This is a genomic window from Roseovarius sp. (genome assembly GCF_030373445.1).
Taxonomy (GTDB): Bacteria; Pseudomonadota; Alphaproteobacteria; order Rhodobacterales; family Rhodobacteraceae; genus Roseovarius.
In genome coordinates this window covers 1-25,576 of record NZ_JAUCYU010000017.1, presented here as the reverse complement: position 1 = coordinate 25,576, position 25,576 = coordinate 1, and the positions used below count along the sequence as shown (strand labels likewise).

The 25,576-nt window shown below is 65.2% G+C and carries 23 protein-coding genes; 17 read left to right on the top strand and 6 right to left on the bottom strand.

What is annotated here, in order from left to right; all coding sequences use genetic code 11:
* Positions 1-2 precede the first annotated feature (2 nt).
* The 6 genes from QUV18_RS22980 (at position 3) to glpK (ending at position 6,504) form a co-directional block, all read left to right on the top strand.
* The gene (locus QUV18_RS22980; protein WP_300896502.1) at positions 3-1,094 is read left to right on the top strand and encodes an ABC transporter ATP-binding protein; all 1,092 of its coding nucleotides are present in this window, start codon (positions 3-5) and stop codon (positions 1,092-1,094) included.
* On the top strand, positions 1,094-1,969 hold the full coding sequence (locus QUV18_RS22975) for a sugar ABC transporter permease (RefSeq protein ID WP_300896501.1): 876 nt from the start codon (positions 1,094-1,096) through the stop codon (positions 1,967-1,969). Before QUV18_RS22980 ends, QUV18_RS22975 begins: the two co-directional genes overlap by 1 nt.
* Before the next feature lie 3 nt (positions 1,970-1,972).
* A complete protein-coding gene (locus QUV18_RS22970) occupies positions 1,973-2,836 on the top strand; it encodes a carbohydrate ABC transporter permease (protein WP_300896500.1) in 864 nt (287 codons plus the stop codon).
* A gap of 12 nt (positions 2,837-2,848) precedes the next feature.
* A complete protein-coding gene (locus QUV18_RS22965; RefSeq protein WP_300896499.1) occupies positions 2,849-3,121 on the top strand; it encodes a DUF2160 domain-containing protein in 273 nt (90 codons plus the stop codon).
* 79 nt (positions 3,122-3,200) lie between these two features.
* Positions 3,201-4,928, top strand: a complete 1,728-nt coding sequence (locus QUV18_RS22960; protein ID WP_300896498.1) for an ABC transporter substrate-binding protein — start codon at positions 3,201-3,203, stop codon at positions 4,926-4,928.
* A gap of 88 nt (positions 4,929-5,016) precedes the next feature.
* Positions 5,017-6,504 carry a glycerol kinase GlpK gene (glpK, locus tag QUV18_RS22955; RefSeq protein WP_300896497.1) on the top strand — a complete coding sequence of 496 codons (1,488 nt, stop codon included), beginning with the start codon at positions 5,017-5,019 and terminating at the stop codon, positions 6,502-6,504.
* 46 nt (positions 6,505-6,550) lie between these two features.
* On the opposite strand, the gene QUV18_RS22950 is transcribed toward glpK, so the two are convergent.
* The 5 genes from QUV18_RS22950 to QUV18_RS22930 form a co-directional block, all read right to left on the bottom strand.
* On the bottom strand, positions 6,551-7,324 hold the full coding sequence (locus QUV18_RS22950; RefSeq protein WP_300896496.1) for an FCD domain-containing protein: 774 nt from the start codon (positions 7,322-7,324) through the stop codon (positions 6,551-6,553).
* Positions 7,284-8,249 carry an oligopeptide/dipeptide ABC transporter ATP-binding protein gene (locus QUV18_RS22945; RefSeq protein ID WP_300896495.1) on the bottom strand — a complete coding sequence of 322 codons (966 nt, stop codon included), beginning with the start codon at positions 8,247-8,249 and terminating at the stop codon, positions 7,284-7,286. The genes QUV18_RS22950 and QUV18_RS22945 overlap by 41 nt, the downstream gene beginning before the upstream one ends.
* An 82-nt stretch (positions 8,250-8,331) precedes the next feature.
* A complete protein-coding gene (locus tag QUV18_RS22940; RefSeq protein WP_300896570.1) occupies positions 8,332-10,194 on the bottom strand; it encodes a dipeptide/oligopeptide/nickel ABC transporter permease/ATP-binding protein in 1,863 nt (620 codons plus the stop codon).
* Positions 10,194-11,141 carry an ABC transporter permease gene (locus tag QUV18_RS22935; RefSeq protein ID WP_300896494.1) on the bottom strand — a complete coding sequence of 316 codons (948 nt, stop codon included), beginning with the start codon at positions 11,139-11,141 and terminating at the stop codon, positions 10,194-10,196. The genes QUV18_RS22940 and QUV18_RS22935 overlap by 1 nt, the downstream gene beginning before the upstream one ends.
* 118 nt (positions 11,142-11,259) lie before the next feature.
* A complete protein-coding gene (locus QUV18_RS22930; protein ID WP_300896493.1) occupies positions 11,260-12,840 on the bottom strand; it encodes an ABC transporter substrate-binding protein in 1,581 nt (526 codons plus the stop codon).
* Positions 12,841-12,943: 103 nt separating this feature from the next.
* Here QUV18_RS22930 and QUV18_RS22925 point away from each other — a divergent pair, with 103 nt between their 5' ends.
* Positions 12,944-13,609 carry a DUF1028 domain-containing protein gene (locus QUV18_RS22925; protein ID WP_300896492.1) on the top strand — a complete coding sequence of 222 codons (666 nt, stop codon included), beginning with the start codon at positions 12,944-12,946 and terminating at the stop codon, positions 13,607-13,609.
* Positions 13,602-14,819: a M20 family metallo-hydrolase gene (locus tag QUV18_RS22920; protein ID WP_300896491.1), complete on the top strand. Its 1,218-nt coding sequence runs from the start codon at positions 13,602-13,604 to the stop codon at positions 14,817-14,819. Before QUV18_RS22925 ends, QUV18_RS22920 begins: the two co-directional genes overlap by 8 nt.
* A 4-nt stretch (positions 14,820-14,823) precedes the next feature.
* Here QUV18_RS22920 and QUV18_RS22915 read toward each other — a convergent pair whose 3' ends face one another.
* Positions 14,824-15,480: a GntR family transcriptional regulator gene (locus QUV18_RS22915; protein WP_300896490.1), complete on the bottom strand. Its 657-nt coding sequence runs from the start codon at positions 15,478-15,480 to the stop codon at positions 14,824-14,826.
* Between the two features lie 132 nt (positions 15,481-15,612).
* Here QUV18_RS22915 and dctP point away from each other — a divergent pair, with 132 nt between their 5' ends.
* The 9 genes from dctP (at position 15,613) to QUV18_RS22870 (ending at position 25,411) form a co-directional block, all read left to right on the top strand.
* Positions 15,613-16,599, top strand: a complete 987-nt coding sequence (gene dctP / locus QUV18_RS22910) for a TRAP transporter substrate-binding protein DctP (protein ID WP_300896489.1) — start codon at positions 15,613-15,615, stop codon at positions 16,597-16,599.
* Between the two features lie 76 nt (positions 16,600-16,675).
* Entirely contained in the window at positions 16,676-17,224 is a 549-nt protein-coding gene (locus QUV18_RS22905; protein WP_300896488.1) for a TRAP transporter small permease, read from the top strand.
* A complete protein-coding gene (locus tag QUV18_RS22900; protein WP_300896487.1) occupies positions 17,224-18,540 on the top strand; it encodes a TRAP transporter large permease in 1,317 nt (438 codons plus the stop codon). Before QUV18_RS22905 ends, QUV18_RS22900 begins: the two co-directional genes overlap by 1 nt.
* The gene (locus tag QUV18_RS22895; protein WP_300896486.1) at positions 18,537-19,781 is read left to right on the top strand and encodes a malonyl-CoA decarboxylase; all 1,245 of its coding nucleotides are present in this window, start codon (positions 18,537-18,539) and stop codon (positions 19,779-19,781) included. The genes QUV18_RS22900 and QUV18_RS22895 overlap by 4 nt, the downstream gene beginning before the upstream one ends.
* Positions 19,782-19,792: 11 nt before the next feature.
* The gene (locus tag QUV18_RS22890) at positions 19,793-21,304 is read left to right on the top strand and encodes a malonyl-CoA synthase (RefSeq protein WP_300896485.1); all 1,512 of its coding nucleotides are present in this window, start codon (positions 19,793-19,795) and stop codon (positions 21,302-21,304) included.
* Positions 21,305-21,383: 79 nt separating this feature from the next.
* Entirely contained in the window at positions 21,384-22,325 is a 942-nt protein-coding gene (locus QUV18_RS22885) for a LysR family transcriptional regulator (RefSeq protein WP_300896484.1), read from the top strand.
* A gap of 280 nt (positions 22,326-22,605) precedes the next feature.
* Positions 22,606-23,604, top strand: a complete 999-nt coding sequence (locus QUV18_RS22880; protein WP_300896483.1) for a TRAP transporter substrate-binding protein — start codon at positions 22,606-22,608, stop codon at positions 23,602-23,604.
* Positions 23,601-24,137, top strand: coding sequence for a TRAP transporter small permease (locus QUV18_RS22875; RefSeq protein ID WP_300896482.1), 537 nt, complete (start codon positions 23,601-23,603; stop codon positions 24,135-24,137). Before QUV18_RS22880 ends, QUV18_RS22875 begins: the two co-directional genes overlap by 4 nt.
* A complete protein-coding gene (locus QUV18_RS22870) occupies positions 24,122-25,411 on the top strand; it encodes a TRAP transporter large permease (RefSeq protein WP_300896481.1) in 1,290 nt (429 codons plus the stop codon). Before QUV18_RS22875 ends, QUV18_RS22870 begins: the two co-directional genes overlap by 16 nt.
* Positions 25,412-25,576: the final 165 nt, after the last annotated feature.

Sequence of the window (25,576 nt, the reverse complement as noted above, 5' to 3'; positions counted from 1 at the left end):
ACATGGCAAAGATCACGCTCGACAACCTCGCCCATTCCTACCTGCCCAACCCCGGCGGCCCGGACGATTACGCTCTGAAGGAGCTGAACCACGACTGGAACGATGGCGAGGCATACGCGCTGCTCGGCGCTTCGGGCTGTGGCAAGTCCACCCTGCTCAACATCATCTCGGGCCTGCTGGAGCCGAGCCAGGGGCGAATCCTGTTCGACGACAAGGACGTGACCCATGCGCCGACGGCCGAACGCAACATCGCTCAGGTGTTCCAGTTCCCCGTGGTCTACGACACCATGACCGTGCGCGAGAACCTTGCCTTCCCGCTGAAAAATCGCGGTGCCGAAGCCAGTTACGTGGCATCTCGCGTGCAGGAGATTGCCCGGATGATCGGCATGGAGGACACGCTCGACCGCAAGGCCCAAGGTCTCACGGCGGATGCCAAGCAGAAGATCAGCCTCGGCCGCGGCATGGTGCGGGAGGACGTCAATGCGCTCTTGTTCGATGAGCCGCTGACCGTGATCGACCCCCACATGAAATGGGAACTGCGCACCCAGCTCAAGCAACTGCACCGGCAGTTCGGACACACCATGATCTATGTCACCCACGACCAGACCGAGGCACTGACCTTCGCCGACAAGGTGGTGGTGATGCATGACGGACGGGTGATCCAGATCGGGACGCCGGAAGAACTGTTCGAGACGCCCGAGCACACATTCGTGGGCTATTTCATCGGTTCGCCGGGCATGAACGTGCTGCCGGCAAAGGTCGAGGGGAATCGGGCTTACGTCAACGGCACGGAGATCCAATTGGCAAACGCCTATGGTGCACCGTCGGGCCAGGTGGCGCTCGGCGTCCGGCCGGAATTCGTGCGCCTGTCCGACAGTGGCGGTCTGCCCGTCAAGATCCGCCGGGTCGAGGATGTTGGCCGCCACAAGATCGTGCGCGCCGAGTGTTTCGGTACCGAGATCAACATCATCGCCGGTGAAGGCACCGAGATCGGGCCGGACATGACCCGCATCGAGTTCGAGCCCCGGGGCGTCAACGTCTATGCCGATGACTGGCGCGTCGCGCCCGAGGGCAGCCAGGGAAGGGCCGCGTGATGCAGGAAAAGACCGTCAACCAGAAGGGATGGCTCTTCGTTCTGCCGGTGCTGGTTCTGGTGGCCTTCTCGGCGGTCATCCCGCTGATGACCGTGGTGAACTATGCCGTGCAGGACACGTTCGCGGGCGAGTTCTTCCCGCTCGACGACAAGCTGATGTGGTTCCGCGAACTGCTCGAAAGCGACCGGATGTGGGACGCGCTGCAGCGGCAACTCGTCTTCTCGGCCATCATCCTCGCCATCGAGGTGCCACTTGGCATCTTCGTAGCGCTCAACATGCCGCGCAAGGGCGTCTGGGTGTCCGTCTGCCTCGTGCTGATGTCACTTCCGCTGCTCATTCCGTGGAACGTGGTCGGCACGATCTGGCAGATCTTCGGCCGCGTCGATATCGGGTTGCTGGGCCATACGCTCGACCAGCTCGGGTTCAGCTACAACTACACGCAGGACATCTTCGATGCCTGGGCCACGGTCATCATCATGGATGTCTGGCACTGGACCTCTCTGGTGGCGCTGCTGGCCTATGCCGGGCTGGTCTCGATCCCCGACGCCTATTACCAGGCCGCCAAGATCGACCAGGCAAGCCGCTGGAAGGTGTTCCGCTATATCGAGCTGCCGAAGATGCGCGGGGTTCTGACCATCGCGATCCTGCTGCGCTTCATGGACAGCTTCAAGATCTATACCGAGCCCTTCGTGGTCACCGGCGGGGGGCCGGGCAACGCCACCACGTTCTTGTCGATCGACCTCGTGAAGATGGCGCTTGGCCAGTTCGACCTCGGCCCCGCCGCGGCCTTCTCGATCATGTATTTCCTCGTGATCCTGCTGATCAGCTGGGTGTTCTACACGGTCATGACGAATCTCGACAAGGAAGGGAGCTGAGCGATGGCCGATTCAACCGCCAACGCCCCGCAGGCCCCCGGCAAGACCCGTACCCGCAGTGGCGCCCGCGTGAACGGATCGGCCGTGGTGATGGTGCTTTACCTGCTGTTCCTGCTGCTGCCGATCTACTGGCTGGTGAACATGAGCCTGAAGACCAATGCCGAGATCCTCGGCACCTTCTCGCTCTGGCCCCGGAACATCACGCTTGAGAACTACGTGACCATCCTGACCGATGCGTCGTGGTACATGGGATACGTCAACTCGATGATCTACGTGGTGATGAACACGGTGATCTCGGTCACCGTGGCGCTGCCCGCGGCCTATGCCTTTTCGCGGTACCAGTTCATCGGAGACAAGCACCTGTTCTTCTGGCTGCTGACCAACCGGATGGCACCGCCCGCCGTGTTCGCACTGCCGTTCTTCCAGCTTTATTCCAGTGTTGGCCTGTTCGATACGCATATCGCCGTGGCGCTGGCGCATTGCCTGTTCAACGTGCCGCTGGCGGTCTGGATCCTGGAAGGGTTCATGCGCGGCGTGCCGAAGGAGATCGACGAGACCGCCTATATCGACGGCTATTCCTTCCCGCGGTTCTTCGTAAAGATCTTCATGCCGCTCATCGCCTCGGGCATCGGGGTGGCGGCGTTCTTCTGCTTCATGTTCTCGTGGGTGGAGCTGCTGTTGTCGCGCACGCTGACCAGCGTCGCGGCCAAGCCCATCGCCGCCACGATGACCCGCACGGTCAGCGCCAGCGGCCTCGACTGGGGCGTGCTGGCCGCCGCCGGGGTTTTGACGATCCTGCCGGGGGCCTTGGTGATCTATTTCGTCCGCAACTACATCGCCAAGGGCTTTGCCCTGGGCCGGGTATAAGGGAGACGTCGCATGACCTGGATGGCATGGACATGGCCGACCGCCGCCTTCTTCGGGATCATCGGACTGCTGCTGGTGGTCTTCACGATCCTCGCGGCGCGCTACCCCGAAACCCCGCGGCGTGGCGTGCTGCGGATCGAGACGACCCGCGGCGATCGGCTGTTCATCACGCTGCTCGGGTCGGCCTTCATCAACATCGCGTGGCTGGGCCTTATTGGCACCAACCAACCTTATGCGCTCATCGTTTGCCTTGCCTATGCCGCCGCGGTGTTCCGCTGGGTGTAGCTATGCGAAACCGGCGGGCCCGCGCAGAGGAGGCGGGGCCGCTTCAAGACGACCAAGTTCGACAACATGGGAGGAACACATGAACTTGACCTTACGAACGACCACCGCGCTGGCCACGGCGCTCTGCCTGACCGGCGGGGCGGCCATCGCCGGAATGGAGGAGGCGAACGAGTTTCTCGATTCCGAGATCGACGGCCTCTCCTCGCTCGACCGCGCGGCCCAGGAGGAGGAGATGCAATGGTTCATCGACGCCGCCGAGCCATTCAAGGGCATGGATATCAAGGTGGTCTCGGAAACCATTGCGACCCACGAGTATGAATCCAAGGTGCTTGCGCCTGCGTTCAGCGCGATCACCGGGATCAACGTCACCCACGACCTGATCGGCGAGGGCGACGTGGTCGAGAAGCTGCAGACACAGATGCAGTCGGGCCAGAACATCTACGATGCCTACATCAACGACAGCGACCTGATCGGCACCCATTGGCGGTATCAGCAGGCCCGCAACCTGACCGACTGGATGGCGGGCGAAGGGGCGGACGTGACCAACCCGAACCTCGACATCGACGACTTCATCGGCACGTCCTTCACCACCGGGCCGGACGACAAGCTTTACCAGCTTCCGGACCAGCAGTTCGCCAACCTCTACTGGTTCCGCTATGACTGGTTCCAGGACGAGAAGAACCGCGCCGACTTCAAGGAAGAGTACGGCTACGACCTAGGCGTTCCGGTCAACTGGACGGCCTACGAGGATATCGCCGAGTTCTTCACCGGACGCGACCTCAGCCATATGGGTGTCGACGAGGAAGTCTATGGCAACATGGACTACGGCAAGAAAGACCCCTCGCTTGGCTGGCGCTACACAGATGCGTGGATGTCGATGGCCGGCATGGGCGACAAGGGTGAACCCAACGGCCTGCCGGTCGACGAATGGGGCATCCGGGTGAACGAGAACAGCCAGCCCGTCGGCTCCTGTGTCGCGCGGGGCGGGGCCACCAACAGCCCGGCCGCCGTCTACGCCGTGACCAAGGCCATCGAATGGCTGGAGAAATACTCGCCGCCGGCGGCTGCGGGCATGACCTTCTCCGAGGCCGGGCCGGTGCCGGCGCAGGGGGCAGTGGCTCAGCAGATGTTCTGGTACACCGCCTTCACCGCCGCCATGGTGGGTGACGGGGCCGAGGCCGTGCTGAATGACGACGGCACGCCGAAGTGGCGCATGGCCCCCTCGCCGCACGGCGCCTACTGGGAAGACGGCATGAAGGTCGGCTACCAGGATGCGGGGTCGTGGACGCTGATGGAATCCACACCTGTCGACCGCGCCAAGGCGGCTTGGCTCTACGCCCAGTTCGTCACCTCCAAGACGGTGGACGTGAAGAAAAGCCATGTCGGCCTGACATTCATCCGCGAGTCGACCATCAACGACCAGAGCTTCACCGACCGCGCGCCCAAGCTGGGCGGCCTGGTGGAATTCTATCGGTCTCCCGCCCGCGTGCGCTGGTCGCCCACGGGCACCAACGTGCCGGATTATCCCAAGCTGGCACAGCTCTGGTGGCAGAATATCGGCGACGCGATGTCGGGGGCCAAGACGCCCAAGGAAGCGCTCGACAGCCTCTGCGCCGATCAGGAACGTGTGCTGGAGCGCCTGGAACGCGCCGGTGTGCAGGGTGACCTCGGTCCGAAGATGAACGAGGAGATGGACCCCGAGCACTGGCTGAGCCAGCCGGGCGCCCCGAAAGCGGCCCTCGAGAACGAGGAAGAAGAGCCGCAGACGGTCTCCTATGACGAGCTGATCAAGTCCTGGCAGGAATGAGCCGGGCAGCCGGGGCCCCCGGGCCCCGGCGCTTTCCCCTTGGCGATCCATCCGCTACCTTCAGAATTCACGAACGCGACAGAACGCCATGACCCATATCCTTGCCATCGACCAGGGTACCACCTCCAGCCGCGCGATCCTTTTCGACCGCGAGATGCGCATCCGCGCCACCGCGCAGGAGGAGTTTGAACAGCATTTCCCGGCCTCCGGCTGGGTCGAGCATGACCCTGCCGACCTGTGGGCGACGACCGCCGGAACCTGCCGCGAGGTGATCGAGCGCGCCGGCATCCGCACCGCCGACATTGCCGCCATCGGCATCACCAACCAGCGCGAAACGACGCTGGTCTGGGACCGCGAGACTGGCGAGCCGGTGCACCGCGCCATCGTCTGGCAGGACCGCCGCACCGCCGACACCTGCGAAAGGCTCCGCGAGGCGGGCCACGAAAACATGATCTCCGAGCGGACGGGGCTTCTGCTCGACCCTTATTTTTCGGGCACGAAACTGGCCTGGATCCTCGATAACGTCGACGGCGCAAGGGCGCGGGCAAAGAAGGGCGAACTGCTTTTCGGCACCGTGGATTGCTATCTCATCTGGAAGCTGACGGGCGGCGAGGTGCACGCGACCGACGCCACCAACGCTGCGCGGACGCTGCTCTATGACATTCGAAAGGGCCGGTGGAGTCAGTCGATCTGCGACCTGCTCGATATCCCGATGGACATGCTGCCCGAGGTCAGGGACAGCGCCGATGATTTCGGCAAGACCCGGTCCGACCTGTTCGGCCGCGAAATCCCCATTCTCGGCGTCGCAGGTGACCAGCAGGCGGCGACGGTGGGGCAGGCGTGCTTTTCGCCGGGCATGCTGAAATCGACCTACGGGACCGGGTGTTTCGCGTTGATGAACACAGGAGACGAGCCGGTGACGTCGAAGAACCGGCTTCTGACGACGATTGCCTACCAGCTCGATGGAAAGCCCACCTATGCGCTGGAAGGGTCGATCTTCATCGCGGGCGCGGTGGTGCAATGGCTGCGCGACGGGTTGAAGATAATTCGCGAGGCGTCGGAGACGCAGCCGCTGGCCGAGCGGGCCGATGATGGCCAGAATGTCGTTCTTGTTCCGGCCTTTACCGGGCTCGGCGCGCCTTACTGGAAGGCCGATTGCCGGGGGGCGATTTACGGTCTTTCGCGCAATTCCGGCCCGGCGGAGTTTGCCCGTGCGGCCCTCGAAAGCGTGGGCTTCCAGACCCGCGATCTTCTGGAAGCGATGGCCGCCGACTGGACAGAGGACCGCGCCGGCGAGGTGCTGCGCGTGGATGGCGGGATGAGTGCGTCGGACTGGGCGATGCAGTTCCTGGCCGACATCCTGGATGCGCCGGTGGACCGGCCGAAAGTGCTGGAAACGACGGCGTTGGGGGCGGCGTGGCTGGCCGGGATGAAAGCCGGGATCTACCCCGATCAGGAGGGGTTCGCCCGCGAATGGGCGCTCGACCGCCGGTTCGAGCCGCGGATGGAGGCGGAGACGCGCAAGGCCAAGTACGATAGCTGGAAGCGCGCCGTGGCGGCGACGATGACGGTTTGAGCGGACGAATTTCCTATTGATTGCGACTGTTTGGCGTGGTGCCGGCCTATTCCGAGATGAACCGGTTCCGCATCTCCACTTCCTGCTTGCGCATCAGGGTCCAGGCGGTTTGCATGTGGTCCGACATGATGGCGCGCGCCCTGTCGGCATCGCCGGCACGGAGGGCCTGCACCAGTTCGATTTGGTGGGCGCGGCCTTGCTTCCATAGCTCGAGGTTGGGCGGCGAGTAGAGCCGGCGATAGACGGTCAGGTCGGTCAGCAGGTTGACCATGAAGTCGATCACGAATCCCAGGAGCGGGTTGCCGGCCTGCTCGGCCAGGATGGCGTGAAAGCGGAGGGAGGCCACGTGCTGCTGGCGTTCCTCTTCCAGCGTGGCGGCCGGCTCTGCATAGTCTGCCAGGTGGGATTCGAGCTGTTGCAGCACCTCTTCGTCAAGGTTTCCGGCCAGCGAAGCCGAAAGCTCCGGCTCCAGCGCGAGGCGAAGCTGGTAGATGTCGCCGATGGTCAGATCCTTGAAATAAAAGTAGTTTCCCAGTAGCGCTTTTGCCCGCTGGAGGCTGACCTCGTGGATGAAGCTGCCGCCGCCGGGGCCGGTGCGTGTCTTGATGAGGCCCTGTGCCTCGAGGATGCGCATGGCTTCGCGGATGGTGCCCTTGGCCATGCCGAAACGCTCGATCAGCTCCGCCTCGGCGGGGAGGCGGTCGCCGGCCTGCAATCCCTGGTCCACGACCCAGTCCTTGATCGCCTCGGCGACCTGAACGGGGCGACTGGGCTTCGATTCAGCCCGGCTGCGCCTCGATGGGGTGGTGGCAGGCGGCAAGTTGGTCCTCTCCCATTGGTCTCAGGTCCGGCTCCTCTGACCGGCAGCGGTCGGTTGCCCGGGGGCAGCGGCCGGCGAAGGCGCAGCCCGGCGGCGGGTCGAGCGGGTCGGGCAATTCTGTGCCTTTCTGCTCGGGCGCGGTGAGGGCGCGGCCGACGACGGGGGCGCTGTCGGCCAGCAATTTTGTATAGGGATGACGGGGGTTTGCAAAGATTTTTTCCGCCTTCCCGACTTCGACGACCGAACCGAAGTAGAGCACGATGATCCGGTCGCTTACCGCTTCGACCACGGCGAGGTCGTGGGTGATGAAGAGGTAGGTGAGGCCGAACTCTTCCTTCAGGCGCGCCAGAAGGTTCAGCACCTGCGCCTGTACCGACACGTCGAGGGCCGAGACCGGTTCGTCGAGGATGATGATGCGCGGATTGGCGGCGAGGGCGCGGGCGATGCCGATGCGTTGGGCCTGGCCGCCGGAGAATTCGTGGGGGTAGCGTTCGAGGAACTCGTCGCGCAGGTTGACGGAGGCGAAGATCTCGCGGATGCGATTTTCGCGTTCCGATTTTGGCATATTATACAGGCGCTTAAGGGGGGCCTCCATGATCTGCTTGATGGATTTGCGGGGGTTGAGGCTGCTGTTGGGATCCTGGAAGACATATTGGATCAATTTGCCGAATTCGGCCGGGTCGGCGTTGTCGAGGGCCTTGCCTTCGATCTCGATCGTGCCCTCGGATGGCTCCAGCAGCCCCACCAGCATTCGCGCCAAGGTGGACTTGCCGCAGCCGGATTCGCCAACGACTCCAAGGGTTTCGCCGGGTTCGACGGAGAAGCTCATGGGCCTCACGGCGCGGACGCCGTCCTTGGCGGGGGAGAAGAGCGAGCCCTTCAGCGGGAAGGTCTTGGCGAGGTTTTCGACTTTCAGGGCGGTCATGCGAAACCCTCCGGAAGGCAGTGAAACCCAACGTCGGTATCACGTCGGTATTTTGTCGGTATCACGTCGGTGCGTTTTCCCGTCATAGCGTTTCCTCGGGGTAGAGGCAGCGGACCGCGCGGGCGCCGGAGCGGTCGAGGGTGATGTCGCCCTGCCGGCACTCGTCGCGGGCCTTTTCGCAGCGGGGCGCGAAGGCGCAGCCCGGGGGAAGGTCGTCGACCACCGGCGGCAGGCCGGGGATGGCGGCCAGTTCGCGGCGGCCTTCGCCAAGTTCCGGCACGCAGGCGATCAGGCGCCGCGTGTAGGGGTGGAGCGGGTGCGAGAGCACGCTGTTCGTCGGCCCCTCTTCGACGATGCGGCCGGCATACATCACCGCCATTCGGTCGCAGAGTTGGGCCACCACGCCGAAATCGTGGGTGATGAAGATGATGGCGAGCCCCCGTTCGCGGCGCAGGTCGTCGAGCAACGACAGGATTTGCGCCTGCACGGTGACGTCGAGCGCGGTGGTGGGCTCGTCGGCGATGATCACGTCCGGCTCGTTGGCCAGCGACATGGCGATGCCGACGCGCTGGCGCATCCCGCCCGACATTTCGTGCGGGTAGTTGTCCACCCTGCTTTCGGCGTTGGGGATGCGCACGTCCTTCAGAAGCTGGATGGCGCGGGTGCGGGCCTCGGAGTTCGAGACCTTGTGGTGCGACTGGATCGCCTCGGCCAGCTGCTGGCCCACCTTGTAGAGGGGGTGCAGGGTCGAGAGCGGGTCCTGGAAGATGTAGGCGACGCGGTCACCGCGTTTCTGCCGCAGCTTCTCGTAGGGCGCACCGACAAGATCTTCGCCCTGGAAGCGCACCGCGCCGCCCGTGATCACCCCGGGAGGAGAGGCGACCAGACCCATGACCGACAGCGCCGTGACCGACTTGCCCGAGCCGGATTCGCCGATGACGCCGAGGCATTCGCCCGGTTTCACGGCGAGGGAGACGCCGCCTACGGCCTTGTAGATGCGCTTGCCCACGTGGAACTGGGTTTCCAGCTCCTGGATGGCGAGGAGGTCGTCGGTCGGCTGCGGGATATTGCCCTTGCGGTTGACCAGCGTCGTGGGCAGCGGGCGCGACAGGGCGCCCGAGCGCAGGCGCGGGTCGAGCGCGTCGCGCACCCCGTCGCCGAGGAGGTTGATGGACATGACGATCAGGAAGATCATGATCCCCGGCACGACGGAGGTGTGGGGATGGGAGATGAGGGCCGAGCGCGCCTCGCCCAGCATGGAGCCGAGATCGGCCTGCGGGGGCTGGGAGCCCAGGCCGAGGAAGGAGAGGCCGGCGGTTTCGAGGATCATCCAGCCCACGGTGGTGGACATGGCGATGATGATGACCGGCAGGACATTGGGCAGAAGCTCGGTCAGGATGATGCGGGTGTGGCCCATGCCGGCAAGGCGCGCCGCGTCGATGAATTCGCGGCCCGCAAGGCCCACGGTGATGCCGCGGATGTTGCGGGCGAAGAAGGGCACGTTGACGGCGGCCACGGCGATCAGCGCGTTCATGAGGCCGGGGCCGAGGGCCGCGACGATGGCCAGCGCCAGCAGGATGTAGGGAAAGGCCATCAGCATGTCGACGCCGCGCATGAAGATGTTGTCGACCTTGCCGCCGAAATACCCGGCGGTGATGCCGATGGCCGAGCCGAAGAAAGCGGCGAGCACGGCGGCCGCCACGCCCACGGCGAGGGAAAGCCTCGTGCCCCAGAGCAGGCGGCTGAGGAGGTCGCGGCCGAGATGGTCGGTGCCCAGCAGGTGGCCATCGGTGAAGGGCCGCTTGAAGCGGTCGGCGGTGGCGGTGATGTCGGGGTTCTGCAGCGGCAGGATGGGGGTGAGGAGCACCAGCACCACGATGATGGCCAGCACGACCGCGCCCATCGCCGCCAGCCGATTGCGGAAGAGCAGCTTGAGGAAGGCCATCATGTCTTGATCCTCGGGTCGAGCAGGCTTTGCGCGACATCGACCGCGATGTTGAAGAGCACGTAGCAGGCGGCGACGAAGACCACGCCGCCCTGCACCAGCAGCAGGTCTCGGGTGAGGATCGCGTCCACCAGCATCCGGCCGACGCCCGGCCACTGGAAGACGATCTCGATATAGACCGCGCCCGAGAGGACGAAGCCCGCCTGGATGCCGAGCACGGGAATGATCGAGACCATGGCGGCGCGGAGCGCGTGGCCCATGATGACCTTGCGCTCGCGCACGCCCTTGGCGCGGGCGGTGCGGATGAAATCCTGCCGCAGCACTTCCAGCATGGCCGAGCGCGAGAGGCGGGCGATGACGCCGGTCGCGACGGCCGAGAGGGCGAGGGCGGGCATGATCAGGTGTCGGATGAGGTCGGGCAGGTCGCCGCCGCCATAGATGGCGTACATGCCCGAGACCGGCAGCCATTTCAGGTTCACCGCGAAGAGCAGGATCATCATCATCCCAAGGAAGAAGGAGGGCACCGAGATGCCGATCAGCACGGTGAAGGTGATCGCCTTGTCGGCGAAGCCGTATTGCCGGGCGGCCGACACGACGCCGGCGAGGATGCCGAGGATCGAGCAGAGCACGAAGCTTGTGCCGGCAAGGACGAGCGTGGCGTTGAAGCGTTCGAGCACCTCGTCGAGGACCGGGCGATTGAGCGAGAAGGAGCGGCCGAAATCGCCCTGCAGCATGTTGCCGAGCCAGATGAAGTATCGCTGCACCATCGGCTTGTCGAGGCCGAGGTCGCGGTTGATCTTTTCCACGTTCTCGGGGGTCGCGTAGGAGCCGAGGATCGCGGTGGCCGGGTCGCCGGGGATCATCGACATGATCAGGAAGACGATGACCGTGATGCCCAGCAGGACCGGGATGGCCGAGACCAGTCGCTTGAGGATGTAGCTGCCCATCTTCGCCCCTTCATCTTTCCAAAAATACTCCGGGGGGAGCGTTGAAATCCCCGGATTTCAACGCGGGGGGCTGGCCCCCCCGCCGGTCGCACCGGGCTTGCCCGGTGCGACACTGCTCTTATTCCTTCGTCACGCTCTGCAGATGCAGAAGGAAGGAGGGTTGAAGCTGGAAGTCCGCCACGCCCGCGCTGGTCACCGCGTTCTGTTTCCAGTTGGCGATGAAGACCCAGGGCGCCTCTTCCTGCACGATGGCCTGCATCTCGCGGTAGAGTTCCGCGCGCTCGTCCTGATCGGTCGCCGTGCGGGCGTTCTCGAGCAGTTCATCGACCTTCTCGTTGGCGTAGTAGCCCGAGTTGAAGCCGCCCTGGTCGGGCCAGGCCTCGGACCGCAGCGCGAGGTAGGGCAGGGTGTCGGGGTCGTTGGTCATCCATGCCATCTCGGCCATGTCGGCCTTGCCTTCGAGGCCCGGGTTCACTTCGCCCAGGAAGGTGTTCCACTCGTAGGTTTCGATGGTGACGTCGAAGCCCACGGCCTCGAGATCGGCCTGGATGGCGGTGCCCATCGGCACTGGGTCGAGCATGCCGGAGCCGCCTTCGGTGACGTAGAAGGTAAGCTCGGCGCCCTCGGCCCCGGCCTCGGCGATGAGGGCCTTGGCTTTTTCGGGGTCGTAGGGGTAGGGGTCGAGCTCCTCGTTATAGGCCCAGGCGAAGGCGGGGGGCGTGGGGCCGGCCGCGACCGTGGCGGTGCCTTCGAGCACGTCGTTGACGATGGCTTCCTTGTTGATCGCGTAGTTGGCGGCCTGGCGGACTTTCACGTCGGCAAAGGGGCCTTCCTTGGCGTTGAGGATCAGGAACCAGACGTGGGGGCCGGCCTGTTCGTGGACGGTGTAGTCGTCGCCCTCGAACTGGCCCATGGAGGTGGGGGGCACCTCGACCATCATGTCGATGCCGCCGGCGAGCATTTCGGCGACGCGGGTGTTGGCGTCGGTGATCGGGCGGAAGACCACGGCCTGGAGGCCGGCAGTGTCGCCCCAGTAGTCTTCATAGCGGCCGACGACGACGCGTTCGTTGGATTGCCATTCGACGAACTTGAAGGGGCCGGTGCCAACGGGGTTGCGGCCGAAATCGGCGCCGCCGGCCTTGACCGCCTCGGGCGAGACGATGAGGCCGGTGGGGTAGGCGAGGTTCGACAGGAAGGGGGCGTAGGGGGCGTTGAGGGTGAATTTCACCGTCATGTCGTCGAGCACTTCGGTGGTTTCCACAGCGCTGAAGAAGAAGGCCAGCGGGAAGGGGCCGGTGTCGTGGTAGGGGTGATTCTCGTCGAGCATCCGGTCGAAGTTGAACTTGACCGCCTCGGCGTTGAACGGCGTGCCGTCGTGGAAGGTGACGCCCTCGCGCAGGGTGAAGGTGTAGACGGTGCCGTCTTCCGAGATTTCCCAGTCGGTGGCGAGCGCCGGTTCGGGCTCGAGCGTGCCGTCCTTGTAGCGGGTCAAGCCCTCGTAAAGGTTCACGAGAATCCGGAAATCGTTGACTGCCGTCACCGCCGCCGGGTCGAGTGATTTGGGCTCGGCGATCTGGCCGACGATGAGCACGTCGGGGGGCGTCTGGGCGGTGGCGGAAAGGGGGGCGGAGCCGAGGGCGAGAGTGGCGCCGGCAGCCGCCGCCATGAGGCCCCGCCGGGTCCAGGTGATGAATGTCATGGTGGTCTCCCTGTCTGGTTTTATGGGAGATAATTTATCATGATAAATTGCATCGGTCAATTTTTCATGATAAATAGGACAACATAATGACTATAAGTGCCTCATGACCTTTTCGATCCTTGCCCATGACCCCGAGACGGGCGCCATCGGCGGGGCTGCCGCGACGGGCAGCCTGTGCGTGGGCGGCTGGGTGCTACGCGGGCACCTGTCGGCGGGGATGAGCGCGAGCCAGGGCCCCTCGCCCTCGACCTTGTGGGGCGAGGAGGTGCTGGCGGAGATGCGGGACGGCAAGGAGGCCGCCGCCGCCGTGCAGAGCGTGACCGGCGCCGATGGCGGCAAGGGCTATCGGCAACTGGCCGCGCTGGACCTCGAGGGCCGAACGGGCGCCTTTACCGGCGACCTGAACACGCCGGAGATGGGCAGCGCCGCTTTCGGCACCGGCGTGGTGTCGGGCAACATGCTGGCCGGGCTCGATGTGCTGGACGGGATGGTGCAGGCCTTCGAGGGCGCGACGGGCGGGCTGGACCTTCGGTTGCTGGCGGCGCTGCGCGCGGCGGAGGGCGCGGGAGGCGACAGCCGGGGCCTGCTGTCGGCCGCGCTGCTGGTGCTGCACCCGGATCATGCGCCGCTGACCTTGCGGGTGGATCATCATGCCGACGACCCGATCGGCGCGCTGACCGACCTGCACGCGCGGGCGACAACGGGGGAGTATGCCTATTGGGCAGAGAAAGTGCCGGTGAAGAATGACCGTGAGCGGGGCCTTGACTGACTGGGGCGCCTGCGCGGCGGACCTGCTCGACGATCTTGCGAGCCTGAGCGTGCCGGGCTCGGGCGTGACGCGGCTGCCTTTCACGCCCGAGCATCGCGCGGCGGTGGACTTCCTGTCGGCACGGATGAAGCGGGCCGGGCTTGCGGTGTGGCTGGACGATGCCGGCACGCTGGTCGGGCGGCTGGAGGGGCCCGCGGGGCGGGGCACGCTGCTGATGGGCTCGCACCAGGATTCGGTGCGTCACGGCGGGGCCTTTGACGGGATCATGGGCGTGGTGCTGCCGCTGGTTGCGCTGGAGAAGCTGCGGGCCGAGGGGCGGGAGCCGCCCTGCTCGGTGGAGGTGCTGGGATTTGCCGACGAGGAGGGCGTGCGGTTTCCGACGGCGCTGGTGGGATCGAGGGCGCTGGCGGGGACGGTGGACCCGGGCGTTCTGGACATGGAAGATGCCGAGGGCATGACGCTGCGCACGGCGATGGCGGGGTTCGGGCTGTCGCCCGAGCGGATCGGCACGCTGAAGCGAGACCCGGGCGACGTGATCGGGTTCGTCGAGACGCATATCGAGCAGGGGCCGGTGCTGGAGCGGGCGGGCGAGGCGCTGGGCGTGGTGTCGGCCATCTGCGGGATCGAGCGGCATTCGATCGGGATCGTTGGCGAGACCGGCCATGCCGGGACCCTGCCGATGGAGGGACGAAAGGACGCGCTGGTGGCGGCGTCGGCGATCGTGACGGAGGTGAACCGGCTGGCGCTTGAAACCGAGGGGCTGCACGGCACCGTGGGCGCGATGACGATCGGGCCGAACGTGGTGAACGCGGTGCCGAGGGTGGCGCGGCTGACGGCGGAGTTCCGGTCGCCCGATGACACGGTCAGGGCGGCGGCGGGAGAGGCGCTGCACGAGTTTGCCGAAGCGCTTTGCGAGCGGATGGACCTGGGGCTGAGCTGCGGGCTGACCTACCAACAGCCGGCGCAACCCTGTGCGGCAGGGCTGTCGGACCGGCTGGTAAAGGCCGTGAAGGCGGCGGGCGGGCAGGGGCTGGTGCTGCCCTCGGGGGCGACGCACGATGCCTCGGCCATGGCCGACTTGTGCCCGGTGGCGATGCTGTTCGTGCGCTGCCGGGGCGGGGTGAGCCACAGGCCCGAGGAATATGCCGCGCCAGAGGATATGGGGCAGGCGGTGGCGGTGCTGGCCGAGCTGCTGATGTCGCTGGACTAAGGGCCTATTCGGCCACTTCCCGGAGGCCGGCGACGAGGTGGTGAAACTTCTCGCCCTGCACGGCCACGTGCTTGCGGATGGCGGCGGAGGCGCGCTCTGCATCGCCTTCGGTCAGCGCATTCACGACCTCTTCATGTTCCTGCATCGACTGCCCCATGCGGCCGCGCACGCGAAGCTGCGAGCGGCGGAAGGGTTTCAGGCGGCGATGCAGGCGCAGGCATTCCTGTTCGAGAAACCCGTTGCCGGCTTGCCGGTAGAGGATGTGGTGGAAGGTCTCGTTTTCCTTGTAGTAGGCGACCGGGTCCTTGGCGTTCACCGCCGCCTTGCAGCGGGCGTTGGCGGCGCGCATCTCGTCGAGGGCAGCATCGGTGATGCGCATGGCGGCGAGGCGCGCGCAGGAGGCTTCCAGTTCCGCCATCACCTCGAACATCTCGATGAGTTCCACGGGCCCCGGCTGGCGGACGAAGACACCGCGGCGGGGGAGCTGTTCGACAAGGCCGGAGAGCGCCAGTTTCTGGCAGGCCTCGCGGATCGGTGTGCGGGAGACGCCGAAGCGGGCGGCGAGCTGCACCTCGTCGAGCCGTTCGCCATTGCCGATGGTGCCGTCGAAGATCATCCCTTCGATTTCCTCGGCAATGATATCGGCGCGTTTCCGTTGCATGGGGCATTCTTAGCAGCGTTTTGAAAATGCAGGAAGGGAATTTTTGTATACAAGATCATTGACTGAATATACAGGCCAATGGCACAAACGCGGTGATCCGGTCGAGAATCGGACGCGTTATGGGAGGAAATCATGAAAAAGATTCTAGCAACGACCGTTGCCGCCGGGGCCCTGCTGGCCAGCGTGGCCGTGGCGGGCGCCACCGAGCTGCGGCTGTCGCACCAGTGGTCGAACAAGGACGTGCGGCACAAGGTGGCGCAGATCGTCGCCGACGAGGTGAAGGCGGCGGGTGTCGACCTCGAGATCAAGATCTTCGGCTCGAAATCGCTGTTCAAGCCGCGCGAGCAGTACAAGCCGCTGAGCCGCGGGCAGCTCGACATGTCGGTTCTGCCGCTGAGCTATGCGGGCGGGCAGCAGCCGGCCTATAACCTGACGCTGATGCCGGGGCTGGTGAAGAACCACGACCACGCCGCGCGCCTGTCGGACAGCGATTTCATGGCCGCGCTGGAAGAGAAGATGGCCGAGGATGACGTGATGGTGCTGGTGCATGGCTACCTGGCCGGCGGTTTCGTCGGCAAGGACAAGTGCATCACCGCGCCCGAGAACGTGGACGGCTTGCAGATGCGGGCCGCGGGCAAGGCGTTCGAGCAGATGCTGGCCGGTGCCGGGGCGTCGATCGCCTCGATGGCGTCGTCGGAGATCTACAACGCGATGCAGACCGGCGTTCTGGATGCGGCGAACACCTCGTCGTCGTCCTTCGTGTCGTACCGGATCTACGAGCAGGCGGCGTGCTATACGCCGGCGGGCGACGTGGCGCTGTGGTTCATGTACCAGCCGCTTCTGATGAACAAGACCACCTTCGAGGGGCTGACCGAGGAGCAGCAGCAGGCGTTGCTGGATGCCTCGGAGAAGGCCGAGGCGTTCTATCTGGAAGAGGCGAAGAAGCAGGATGCGGCCTCGGTCGAGGTGTACAAGGAAGCCGGCGTCGAGATCGCCGAGATGAGCCAGGAGGAATTCGAGGCGTGGCGCGAGCTGGCCAAGGAGACCTCGTACAAGGCGTTCGTCGAAGAAGTGCCGGACGGGCAGGAGCTGCTCGACATGGCGCTGGCCGTCGAGTGATGTGACGGGCGGGGGCGGCCGGTGCGCCGCCCCTTTGCCTCAAGGCTGTTTTCACACCCAATGACAGGAGCAGGCCATGTCGGGCCCGAGCTCGGCTGCCCCCGCGCATGCCGGTAACAACCCCTTCCTTCGCGCCGTGGCGGTGATTTCGACGCTGGCCGGATGGTGTGCCGCGGCGATGATCGTGGCGGCGGTGGCGATCACCTGCCAGATGATCTTCATCCGGGCGGTGCTGAACGGATCGACCATCTGGCAGACCGAGGCGGTGATCTACCTGATGGTGGCCGCGACGCTGATCGGGCTGCCTTACGTGCAGCGGCTGAGGGGGCACGTGAACGTGGACCTGGTGCCCATCGCACTGCCCAAGGGGGCGCGGTTCGGGCTGTGCATGGTGACGCTGGGGGTGTCGATCGTGATCGTGGCGGTGATGCTGTGGTACGGCTACGATTACTGGCATTTCGCGTATGAGCGGAACTGGAAGTCGGACACGGTGTGGGGCGTGCGGTTGTGGATACCGTACCTGTCGATTCCCATCGGCTTCGCACTGCTGTTGTTGCAGCTGATTGCCGATCTCGTTGCCGTGCTTCTGGGCGTAGACAAACCTTTCGGGCTGGAGGATCACTGATGGATCCGCTGCTTCTTGGCGCGCTGGTCGCCATTGCCACTATCCTTGTCCTGTTTTCCGGCGTGTCGGTGGCCATCGGGCTGCTGATCGTGTCGGCGGGGTTCCTGATCGTCTTCGACGGGCTGCGCTCGCTTGAGCTGATGCCGGAGATCTTGTTCGGGAAGCTCAACAACTTCGCGCTGCTGTCCATTCCGATGTTCATCATCATGGGGGCGTCTATTGCCTCGACGAGGGCGGGGGCGGACCTTTACGAGGCGCTGGAGCGCTGGCTGACGCGGGTGCCCGGCGGGCTGGTGGTGTCGAACCTCGGCGCCTGTGCGCTGTTCGCGGCGATGTCAGGCTCGTCGCCCGCGACCTGTGCGGCCATCGGCAAGATGGGTATCCCGGAGATGCGCAAGCGGGGCTACCCGGACGGCGTGGCCGCGGGCTCGATTGCCGCCGGTGGCACGTTGGGCATTCTCATTCCGCCCTCTGTCACCATGATCGTCTATGGCATCGCGACCGAGACATCGATCGGGCGGCTGTTCCTTGCGGGGGTCTTTCCCGGGCTGCTGCTGGTGGGCCTCTTCATGGCGTGGTCGCTTTACTCGACATGGCGGTCGGGGCAGGCGGGCGTGCTGGGCGCGGGCAACTACACGTGGCGAGAGAAATTCGAGATCCTGCCGCGGGTTCTGCCCTTCCTGCTGATCATCCTCGGCGTGCTTTACGCCATGTATGGCGGTGTCGCCACGCCGTCGGAGACGGCGGCGGTGGGCGCGCTTCTGTGCCTTGTCATCGCGATGATGATCTACCGGCTGTGGGACCCGCGCGCGCTGTGGGTGGTGCTGCGGGATTCGACGCGGGAAAGCGTGATGATCCTGTTCATCATCGCCGCGGCGGGGGTGTTCAGCTACATGCTGTCGTCGCTGTTCATCACCCAGTCGATCGCCGAGTGGATCGGCACGCTGGAGGTGAACCGCTGGGTGCTGATGGGGGCGATCAACATCTTCCTGCTGATCGCGGGCTTCTTCCTGCCGCCGGTGGCGGTGATCCTGATGGCGGCGCCGATCCTGCTGCCGATCATCGAGACGGCGGGGTTCGACCCGATCTGGTTTGCCGTGGTGCTGACGATCAACATGGAAATCGGGTTGATTTCGCCGCCCGTGGGCCTGAACCTGTACGTGATCAACGGGATCGCGCCGGATATTTCGCTGAAGACGATCCTGACCGGTTCGCTGCCTTTCGTGGCGTGCATGGTGATCGCGATCATATTGCTTTGCCTCTTTCCGGGTCTGGCCACGTGGCTTCCGGATGCTGTTATGGGAACGGGGATTTGACCTTGCTTGCCGATTTGCTGTCGACCGTCTTCGAAAGGCGGTTCCGGAATGCGCCCGCGGGCGACGATAAACGCTCGATCGAGGAGATGTCGGATGCGCTGGTGGGGGCCACGGGCGAGATTTCCGGCCTGACGCTGGCGCGGAACATCCTCGAACGGTATCGCCAGTCGGAGGACGAGGCGCGGCTGGCTTTCTTCAAGTACCTGGCGACGGGGATGAATATCGACCCCGGCAAGGTACGCGAGGCGCTGGCCGCCTACGAGGCCGGGCCGAGCAAGGAGAGCTATCGCGCCTTCCTCGAGGCGGCCGAGCCGCCGCGGCAGGAACTGATCCGCCGGCTGAACCAGGTGCCGGGGGCGACGGGGCAGTTGGTGTCGATGCGGACCGACCTGATCCGGATGGGGTCGGACGACCCGGAGCTTCGGGCGCTGGACCTCGATTTCCGGCACCTGTTCTCGAGCTGGTTCAACCGGGGCTTTCTTGTGCTGCGGCCGATCAACTGGGAGAGCCCGGCGCATATTCTTGAAAAGATCATCGCCTACGAAGCGGTTCATGCCATCGACAGCTGGGACGACTTGCGGCGGCGGCTGGAGCCGAGCGACCGGCGGTGTTTCGCGTTCTTCCACCCGGCAATGCCGGACGAGCCGCTGATCTTCGTCGAGGTGGCGCTGACCAAGGGGGTGGCGAACTCGGTGCAGGACCTGCTGGCCGGGGATCGCGAGGAACTGGCCTCGGACGAGGCGGATACGGCGGTGTTCTATTCGATCTCGAACTGCCAGGCGGGGCTGGCCAGCATTTCCTTCGGCAACTCGCTGATCAAGCAGGTGGCGGCGGATCTTTCGGCGGAGCTGCCGGGGCTGAAGACCTTCGTGACGCTGTCGCCCATTCCGGGGCTGATGAAATGGCTGGGCGCCAATGACATGCAGCCGCCGCTGGAGGATGACGAGGCCCTGCGGCAATTGGCGGCCTCGTACCTGCTGGGGGCGAAGCGGCCCGACGGCCTGCCGCTTGACCCGGTGGCGCGGTTCCACCTTGGCAACGGGGCGCAGGTGCACGCCATCCATGCCGGGGCCGATACGTCGGAGAAGGGGTTGCGGCAATCTGCCGGGGCGATGGTGAATTACCTTTACGACCTCGACAAAGTCACCCAGAACCACGAACGGTTCGCCGCCTCGCATGATATCGCGGCCTCGTCGGAGGTGAGCAATCTGGCGGCGGCCGCCGAGAAATCCGCCGCATAAGGAAGAGTGTGATGGCCAACCCCTTGTATGATGCGCTTTTCGGGAAATATGCCGGGCAGGAGACGCCGTTCCTGTACCTGGCCGACGGGACGGTGATCAGCCATGCCGGATTCCTCGAGACGGCGGCGCGGGTTGCCGGGGTGATCACGGAGGCCGGGTTGCAGCCCGGCGACCGGCTGGCCGCGCAGGTAGAGAAATCGGCGGAGGCGCTGGCGCTGTACGCGGCCTGCGTGCAGGCGGGGGTGATCTTCCTGCCACTGAACACGGCCTATACGGCGGATGAGCTGACCTATTTCATCGACAACAGCGGGGCGGCGATGATCGTCTGCGATCCGGGCAAGCTGGAGACGCTGGCGCCGATTGCCGAGCGGCTGGGCTGCCGGGTGGAGACGCTGGCGGCGGATGGTGCCGGGAGCCTGATGGAGACGGCCTCGGGGATGCCGGGGGAGTTTGCCACGGTGGACCGGGAGGGCGGCGACCTGGCGGCGTTCCTGTACACGTCGGGGACGACGGGGCGGTCGAAGGGGGCGATGCTGACGCAGGACAACCTGTTGTCGAATGCCCGGACCCTGACGGAGTGCTGGCGGTTCTCGGACAAGGACGTGCTGCTTCATGCGTTGCCGATCTTTCACACGCACGGGCTATTCGTGGCGACGAATATCGTTCTGTTGTCGGGCGGGGCAATGATCTTCCTGCCGAAGCTGGATATCGACCGGATGATCGAGTGGATGCCGAAGGCGACGTCGATGATGGGGGTGCCGACCTTCTACACGCGGCTGCTGGATGACGAGCGGTTCACGCGAGACCTGGCCGAGCATATGCGGCTGTTCTTGTCCGGCAGTGCGCCCCTGCTGGCGGAGACGCATGAGCGGTTCGAGAAGCGCACCGGGCACCGGATCCTGGAACGCTACGGGATGACCGAGACGAACATGAACACCTCGAACCCCTATGAGGGCGAGCGGCGGGCGGGGACGGTGGGGTTTCCGCTGCCGGGGGTGGAGCTGAAGGTATGCGACCCCGAGAGCGGCGAAGAGGTGCCGCAGGGCGAGGTCGGCATGGTCGAGGTGCGGGGGCCGAATGTCTTCAAGGGCTATTGGCAGATGCCGGAGAAGACGGCGGCGGAACTGCGCGAGGACGGGTTCTTCATCACCGGTGACCTCGGCCGGATCGACGAGGACGGGTACGTGCATATCGTCGGGCGGGACAAGGACCTGATCATCTCGGGCGGGTACAACATATACCCCAAGGAGATCGAGCTGCTGCTGGATGAGCAGCCGGGCGTGCTGGAAAGCGCCGTCATTGGCGTGCCGCATCCGGATTTCGGCGAGACGGTGGTGGGCGTGCTGGTGGCCGAGCCGGGGGAGAGCCCAGACCTGGAGGCCATCGAGGCGGCGGCGCAGCAGTCGCTGGCAAGGTTCAAGCATCCGCGCAAGCTGGTGGTGGTGGAGAGCCTGCCGCGCAACACCATGGGCAAGGTGCAGAAGAACGTGCTTCGGGAGGAGTACAAGGGCCTGTTCGCCTGACGGCCGGGCGCCGGTTGCCAGTGACGGGCGGATCGGCGTAACGTCCTGCCGGCGCCGGGGTGGCGTCGGAGGGGTTGCGTTGACCAAGGACTTGCAGAATTTCCCGCTGGCGCGGTTCGACCTTGTGACCTTGCGGATCTTCCTGACGGTGATCGACACGGGAAGCATCCGGTCGGCGTCGGAAAGCCTGAACCTGTCGCCCTCGGCGATCAGCCGGCGGCTGGCGGAGCTGGAGGAGAATTTCGGCCAGCCGTTCTTTGCACGGCATTCGCGGGGCGTGGAGATTTCCGATGCCGGGCACGTGATGGCCGCGAAGGCGCGGGAGATCTTCGCGTCGATCGACAGCGCGCATTCGGAGCTGAGGCGGCTGAGCAGCGGGGAGGCGGGGAGCCTGTTGCTGAGCGCCAATGGCTCGGCCTTCGTCAACGGGCTGGCCGAGGACATGAAGCATTTCTCGGATGCCTACCCCTATATCGGGATCGAGCTGTTCGAGCAGATCAGCCCGAACGTGGTGGCCTCGGTCGTGAGCGGGCGGACGGAGCTGGGGCTGATTTCAAGGACGTTCCGGCTGCCGCCCGAAATTGTCTGTACGCGGTATTGCACCGACCGGCTGGTGCTGGCGGTGCCGGAGGGGCATGACCTGGCCCAATTGCCGGCGGTGCGGTTGTCGGACATGTCGTCCTATCCCAGCATCGGGGTGATCGAGGGCAGTTCGATGACCCGGCTGATCCGGCGGGTGTCGGTGCTGGGCAACAGCGAGTTCAAGTATCGCTACATGGCGAACACAAACGAGGTGGCGCGGACGCTGGTGGCGCACGGGCACGGCATTGCCATCCTGCCGGAACAGTTCGTGCGGCCGCATGAGCGGATCATGCCGATCCGGGCGGTGCCGATCCACGAAAGCTGGGCCGAGCGGGAGATCAGCCTCGTGCAGCACGCCGAGGCGACGCTGTCGAACACCGCATCGATCTTCCGGGAGTTCCTTCTGGAACGGGCGGGCGAGCGCGACCGGGCGCATTGAGATGCGGCGTTGCGTTTTGCGTGACGCAAGAGCCCGGATTCAGCACTTGCTGCGCCAAGGGGTGGCTTTTATCCTCGCGGCCATGGCCTTGATCGCGTGTGCGAAGGGGCCGATGGGAGGAGATTTGCAGGACGTTCAGGAACGTCGGCGGTGCGGCTGAGGGCCGGTCGCCGATCTGACCTTTTCGACGCCTGCCTTCATCCTTCTGCAAGACTTCCGGGCGACGCCGCCGCCTTTCCGGGCGGCCCGCCGGCCGGTGAAATGGAATGGGAGGAACCAGATGGCACTTTCGCAACTCGTCCGCAAGGCAACGCTTGCGGCGGCGGTCACGGTCGGGCTGGGCGCGCTGCCCGCGGCGGCCGAGACGATTGAAATTCACAACACGATGAGCACCGGCGGGTCGGAGGAAGCCGCCCTGCAGAAGTTCCAGGAGCTGATCGGCGAGAAGCTGGGCGACGATTTCGAGGTGAACATCTACCTCAACAGCCAGCTTGGCAGCGAGGCCGAGGTTCTGGAACTGCTCAATATCGGCCAGACGCAGATGGCGCTGACCGGGGGCGCGTTCATGGGCCAGTACGCGCCCGAGTACAACGCCGTGTCGGTGCCCTTCGTGCTGCCCAACTGGGGCGCGGTCGAGCATTACATCATGGAGACGGAATCCGGCAAGAAGATGCAGGAGGTCGCCCGCGAGAAGGGGAACCTCGTCTATCTCGGGCCGCAGAAGCGGGCCTTCCGGCACATGACCGCGAACAAGCCGATCAACACGCCCGACGACCTCGAGGGGCTGCCGATGCGGATGCCGAAGATCCCGGTCTGGATCGACGTCTGGGAAGAGCTTGGCATCCAGGCGGTGGTGATCCCGTCGTCGGATATCTACCTTGCGATGCGCACGGGCCAGGTCGAGGCGCACGAGAACAGCCTGGCTTCGCCCTATACCCGCCAGATGTGGGAGGTGCAGGATTACATCATCGAGACCTCGCACCTGTCCTTCCCGTGGCACTGGGTTGCCTCGGCGCAGTGGTGGGACGGCCTGACCGAGGAGCAGCGCACGGCGATTGCCGAGGCCGCCGAGGAGGCCCGCCAGCACGGCACGCAGGTCGAGAACGAGAAGGATGACTTCTATCGCGAGGCCCTGATCGAGAAGGGCATGGAGTTCATCGAGGTCGACCAGGCGCCGTTCCGCGAGAAGGCCGCGCCGGCCATCGAACGGGCAATGTCGGGCATGGCCGACACCGTGCAGCCCGATATCGAGGCCAGCATCGAGGCCGCGTCGGAATGAGTGACGCCGACGGGCACCGGCGCCCGTCCCTCGTGATGCGGGGGGCGGGCATACTCGAGAGCGTCGCCATGGTGCTCATGGTGGCGCTGGTGCTGTCGATCTTCTACTCGGTCGTGGCGCGGGAGGTGTTCAAGCTGTCCGTGCCATGGGCCGAGGAGGTGGCGGCGGGGCTTCTGGCGTGGAGTGTCATGCTGGGGGCCGCGGCGGCCTGGGGCCAGCGGCGGCATATCGTGATCGACGTGCTGTTGCGGCGGATCGCGCTGGGGGCACGGGTGTGGATCTCGGTCGTGATCGAGTGCGGCGCGCTGCTGTTGTTCTACGTGATCGCGCGGGGCGCCTGGTTGATGATGTTCGCCAGCGCCAACAACACCACGACCGCGCTGGGCATCTCCTTCACCTGGCTTTACCTGGCACTGCTGATCGGAACGGTGGCGATGATCCTGTTCAGCCTTGTCTACCTTGTCAGCCTGATCCGCAACGGAAAGGCCGTGATCGGCCAAACGGAAACGAAGAGCGAATGGACTACCTCCTGATATTCCTCGGTGTGATGATCTTCCTGTTCGCCGTGGGCGTTCCGGTTGCGATCTCCATCGGGCTGACATGCCTTGTCGTGCTGGTCGTGCAGGGCGGGATCGAGAAGATCCCCGAAGAGCTGTTCGCGATGCAGATGCTGAGCGGGATGAACAATTTCCCGATCATCGCGGTGCCGTTCTTCATCCTGGCCGCGTCGCTGATGAATACCGGGTCGAGCAACGCGCGTCTGTTCAATTTCGCGACCGCGCTGGTGGGCCCGATCCGGGGCGGGCTGGGGCATGTGAACGTGCTGGCCAGCGTGATCTTTGCCGGGATGTCGGCCACGGCGGTGGCGGACGTGGCCGGGATCGGGCAGCTCGAGCTGAAGGCGATGAAGGAGCGGGGCTATCCGCAACGGTTCTCGGTGGGGATCACCGGGGCCGCGTCGATCATCAGCCCGGTCATTCCGCCCTCGGTGGCGCTGGTGGTCTATGGGTGGCTGTCGGGCACGTCGATCGCGGCGCTGTTCATGGCGGGGGTGATCCCCGGCATCATCCTTGCCGTGGGTCTGTCGCTGACGGTGTTGGTGACCTCCTACTGGCTGGACCTGCCGGGCACGCAGCGGGTGCCGGGGGGCGAGGTGTTCGGGCTGTTCCTGCAGGCGATCCCGCCGCTGATGACGCCGTTCATCATCATCGGCGGCATCTGGAGCGGGATCTTCACGCCGACGGAGGCGGGGGCGGTGGCCTGCATGTACGCCTTCCTGCTCGGCGCGGTGGTGTATCGCGACGTGACGCTGGCAGAGTTCATGGAGGCGCTCAGGCGGACGGTGCGGTTCACCTCGGTGATCCTGTTCATCATCGCGATCGCCACCTTCTATGGCTGGCTGCTGGTCCGGGTGCGCATTCCGCAGGAGCTGGCGATGGCGTTGCTGGACCTGAACCTTGGCGAGACGCAGGCGATCCTGCTGATCCTGCTGTTCTTCCTGGTGATCGGCTGTTTCATGAGCGTGGTGGAGGCGGTGCTGATCTTCACGCCGATCTTCATGCTGACGATCCAGTCGCTGGGGATCGACCCGGTGTGGTTCGGGGTGCTGATGGTGATGACCCTGTCGGTGGGGGTGATCACGCCGCCCTTCGGCAACGTGCTGTTCGTGCTGACGGAATTGACGGGGATGCCGTTCGAGAAGGTGGTGGTGGCGATCCTGCCGTTCCTGGTGCCGATCCTGCTGACGCTGCTGCTGCTGGTGTTCGTGCCGTCGCTGGTGACGTTCCTGCCGGACGTGATGCACTAGGGCAGACCCGAGAACAGGAGAGCAAGATGAGCGTACATTCTGGAACGAGGAAGCTGACGGCGATGTCGCTGGCGGGGCGTCGGGGGGAGAGGCCGATCGTTGGGCTGACCGCCTATACCGCGCCGATCGCGGCGGCGATGGACGAGGTGGTGGATTTCATCCTCG

Coding starts and splice junctions, on each gene's coding strand:
- QUV18_RS22980 (WP_300896502.1), top strand. CDS start 3: ATGGCAAAGATCACGCTCGACAACCTCGCCCATTCCTACCTGCCCAAC.
- QUV18_RS22975 (WP_300896501.1), top strand. CDS start 1,094: ATGCAGGAAAAGACCGTCAACCAGAAGGGATGGCTCTTCGTTCTGCCG.
- QUV18_RS22970 (WP_300896500.1), top strand. CDS start 1,973: ATGGCCGATTCAACCGCCAACGCCCCGCAGGCCCCCGGCAAGACCCGT.
- QUV18_RS22965 (WP_300896499.1), top strand. CDS start 2,849: ATGACCTGGATGGCATGGACATGGCCGACCGCCGCCTTCTTCGGGATC.
- QUV18_RS22960 (WP_300896498.1), top strand. CDS start 3,201: ATGAACTTGACCTTACGAACGACCACCGCGCTGGCCACGGCGCTCTGC.
- glpK (WP_300896497.1), top strand. CDS start 5,017: ATGACCCATATCCTTGCCATCGACCAGGGTACCACCTCCAGCCGCGCG.
- QUV18_RS22945 (WP_300896495.1), bottom strand. CDS start 8,249: ATGACCGCCCTGAAAGTCGAAAACCTCGCCAAGACCTTCCCGCTGAAG.
- QUV18_RS22940 (WP_300896570.1), bottom strand. CDS start 10,194: ATGGCCTTCCTCAAGCTGCTCTTCCGCAATCGGCTGGCGGCGATGGGC.
- QUV18_RS22935 (WP_300896494.1), bottom strand. CDS start 11,141: ATGGGCAGCTACATCCTCAAGCGACTGGTCTCGGCCATCCCGGTCCTG.
- QUV18_RS22930 (WP_300896493.1), bottom strand. CDS start 12,840: ATGACATTCATCACCTGGACCCGGCGGGGCCTCATGGCGGCGGCTGCC.
- QUV18_RS22925 (WP_300896492.1), top strand. CDS start 12,944: ATGACCTTTTCGATCCTTGCCCATGACCCCGAGACGGGCGCCATCGGC.
- QUV18_RS22915 (WP_300896490.1), bottom strand. CDS start 15,480: ATGCAACGGAAACGCGCCGATATCATTGCCGAGGAAATCGAAGGGATG.
- dctP (WP_300896489.1), top strand. CDS start 15,613: ATGAAAAAGATTCTAGCAACGACCGTTGCCGCCGGGGCCCTGCTGGCC.
- QUV18_RS22905 (WP_300896488.1), top strand. CDS start 16,676: ATGTCGGGCCCGAGCTCGGCTGCCCCCGCGCATGCCGGTAACAACCCC.
- QUV18_RS22900 (WP_300896487.1), top strand. CDS start 17,224: ATGGATCCGCTGCTTCTTGGCGCGCTGGTCGCCATTGCCACTATCCTT.
- QUV18_RS22890 (WP_300896485.1), top strand. CDS start 19,793: ATGGCCAACCCCTTGTATGATGCGCTTTTCGGGAAATATGCCGGGCAG.
- QUV18_RS22880 (WP_300896483.1), top strand. CDS start 22,606: ATGGCACTTTCGCAACTCGTCCGCAAGGCAACGCTTGCGGCGGCGGTC.
- QUV18_RS22875 (WP_300896482.1), top strand. CDS start 23,601: ATGAGTGACGCCGACGGGCACCGGCGCCCGTCCCTCGTGATGCGGGGG.
- QUV18_RS22870 (WP_300896481.1), top strand. CDS start 24,122: ATGGACTACCTCCTGATATTCCTCGGTGTGATGATCTTCCTGTTCGCC.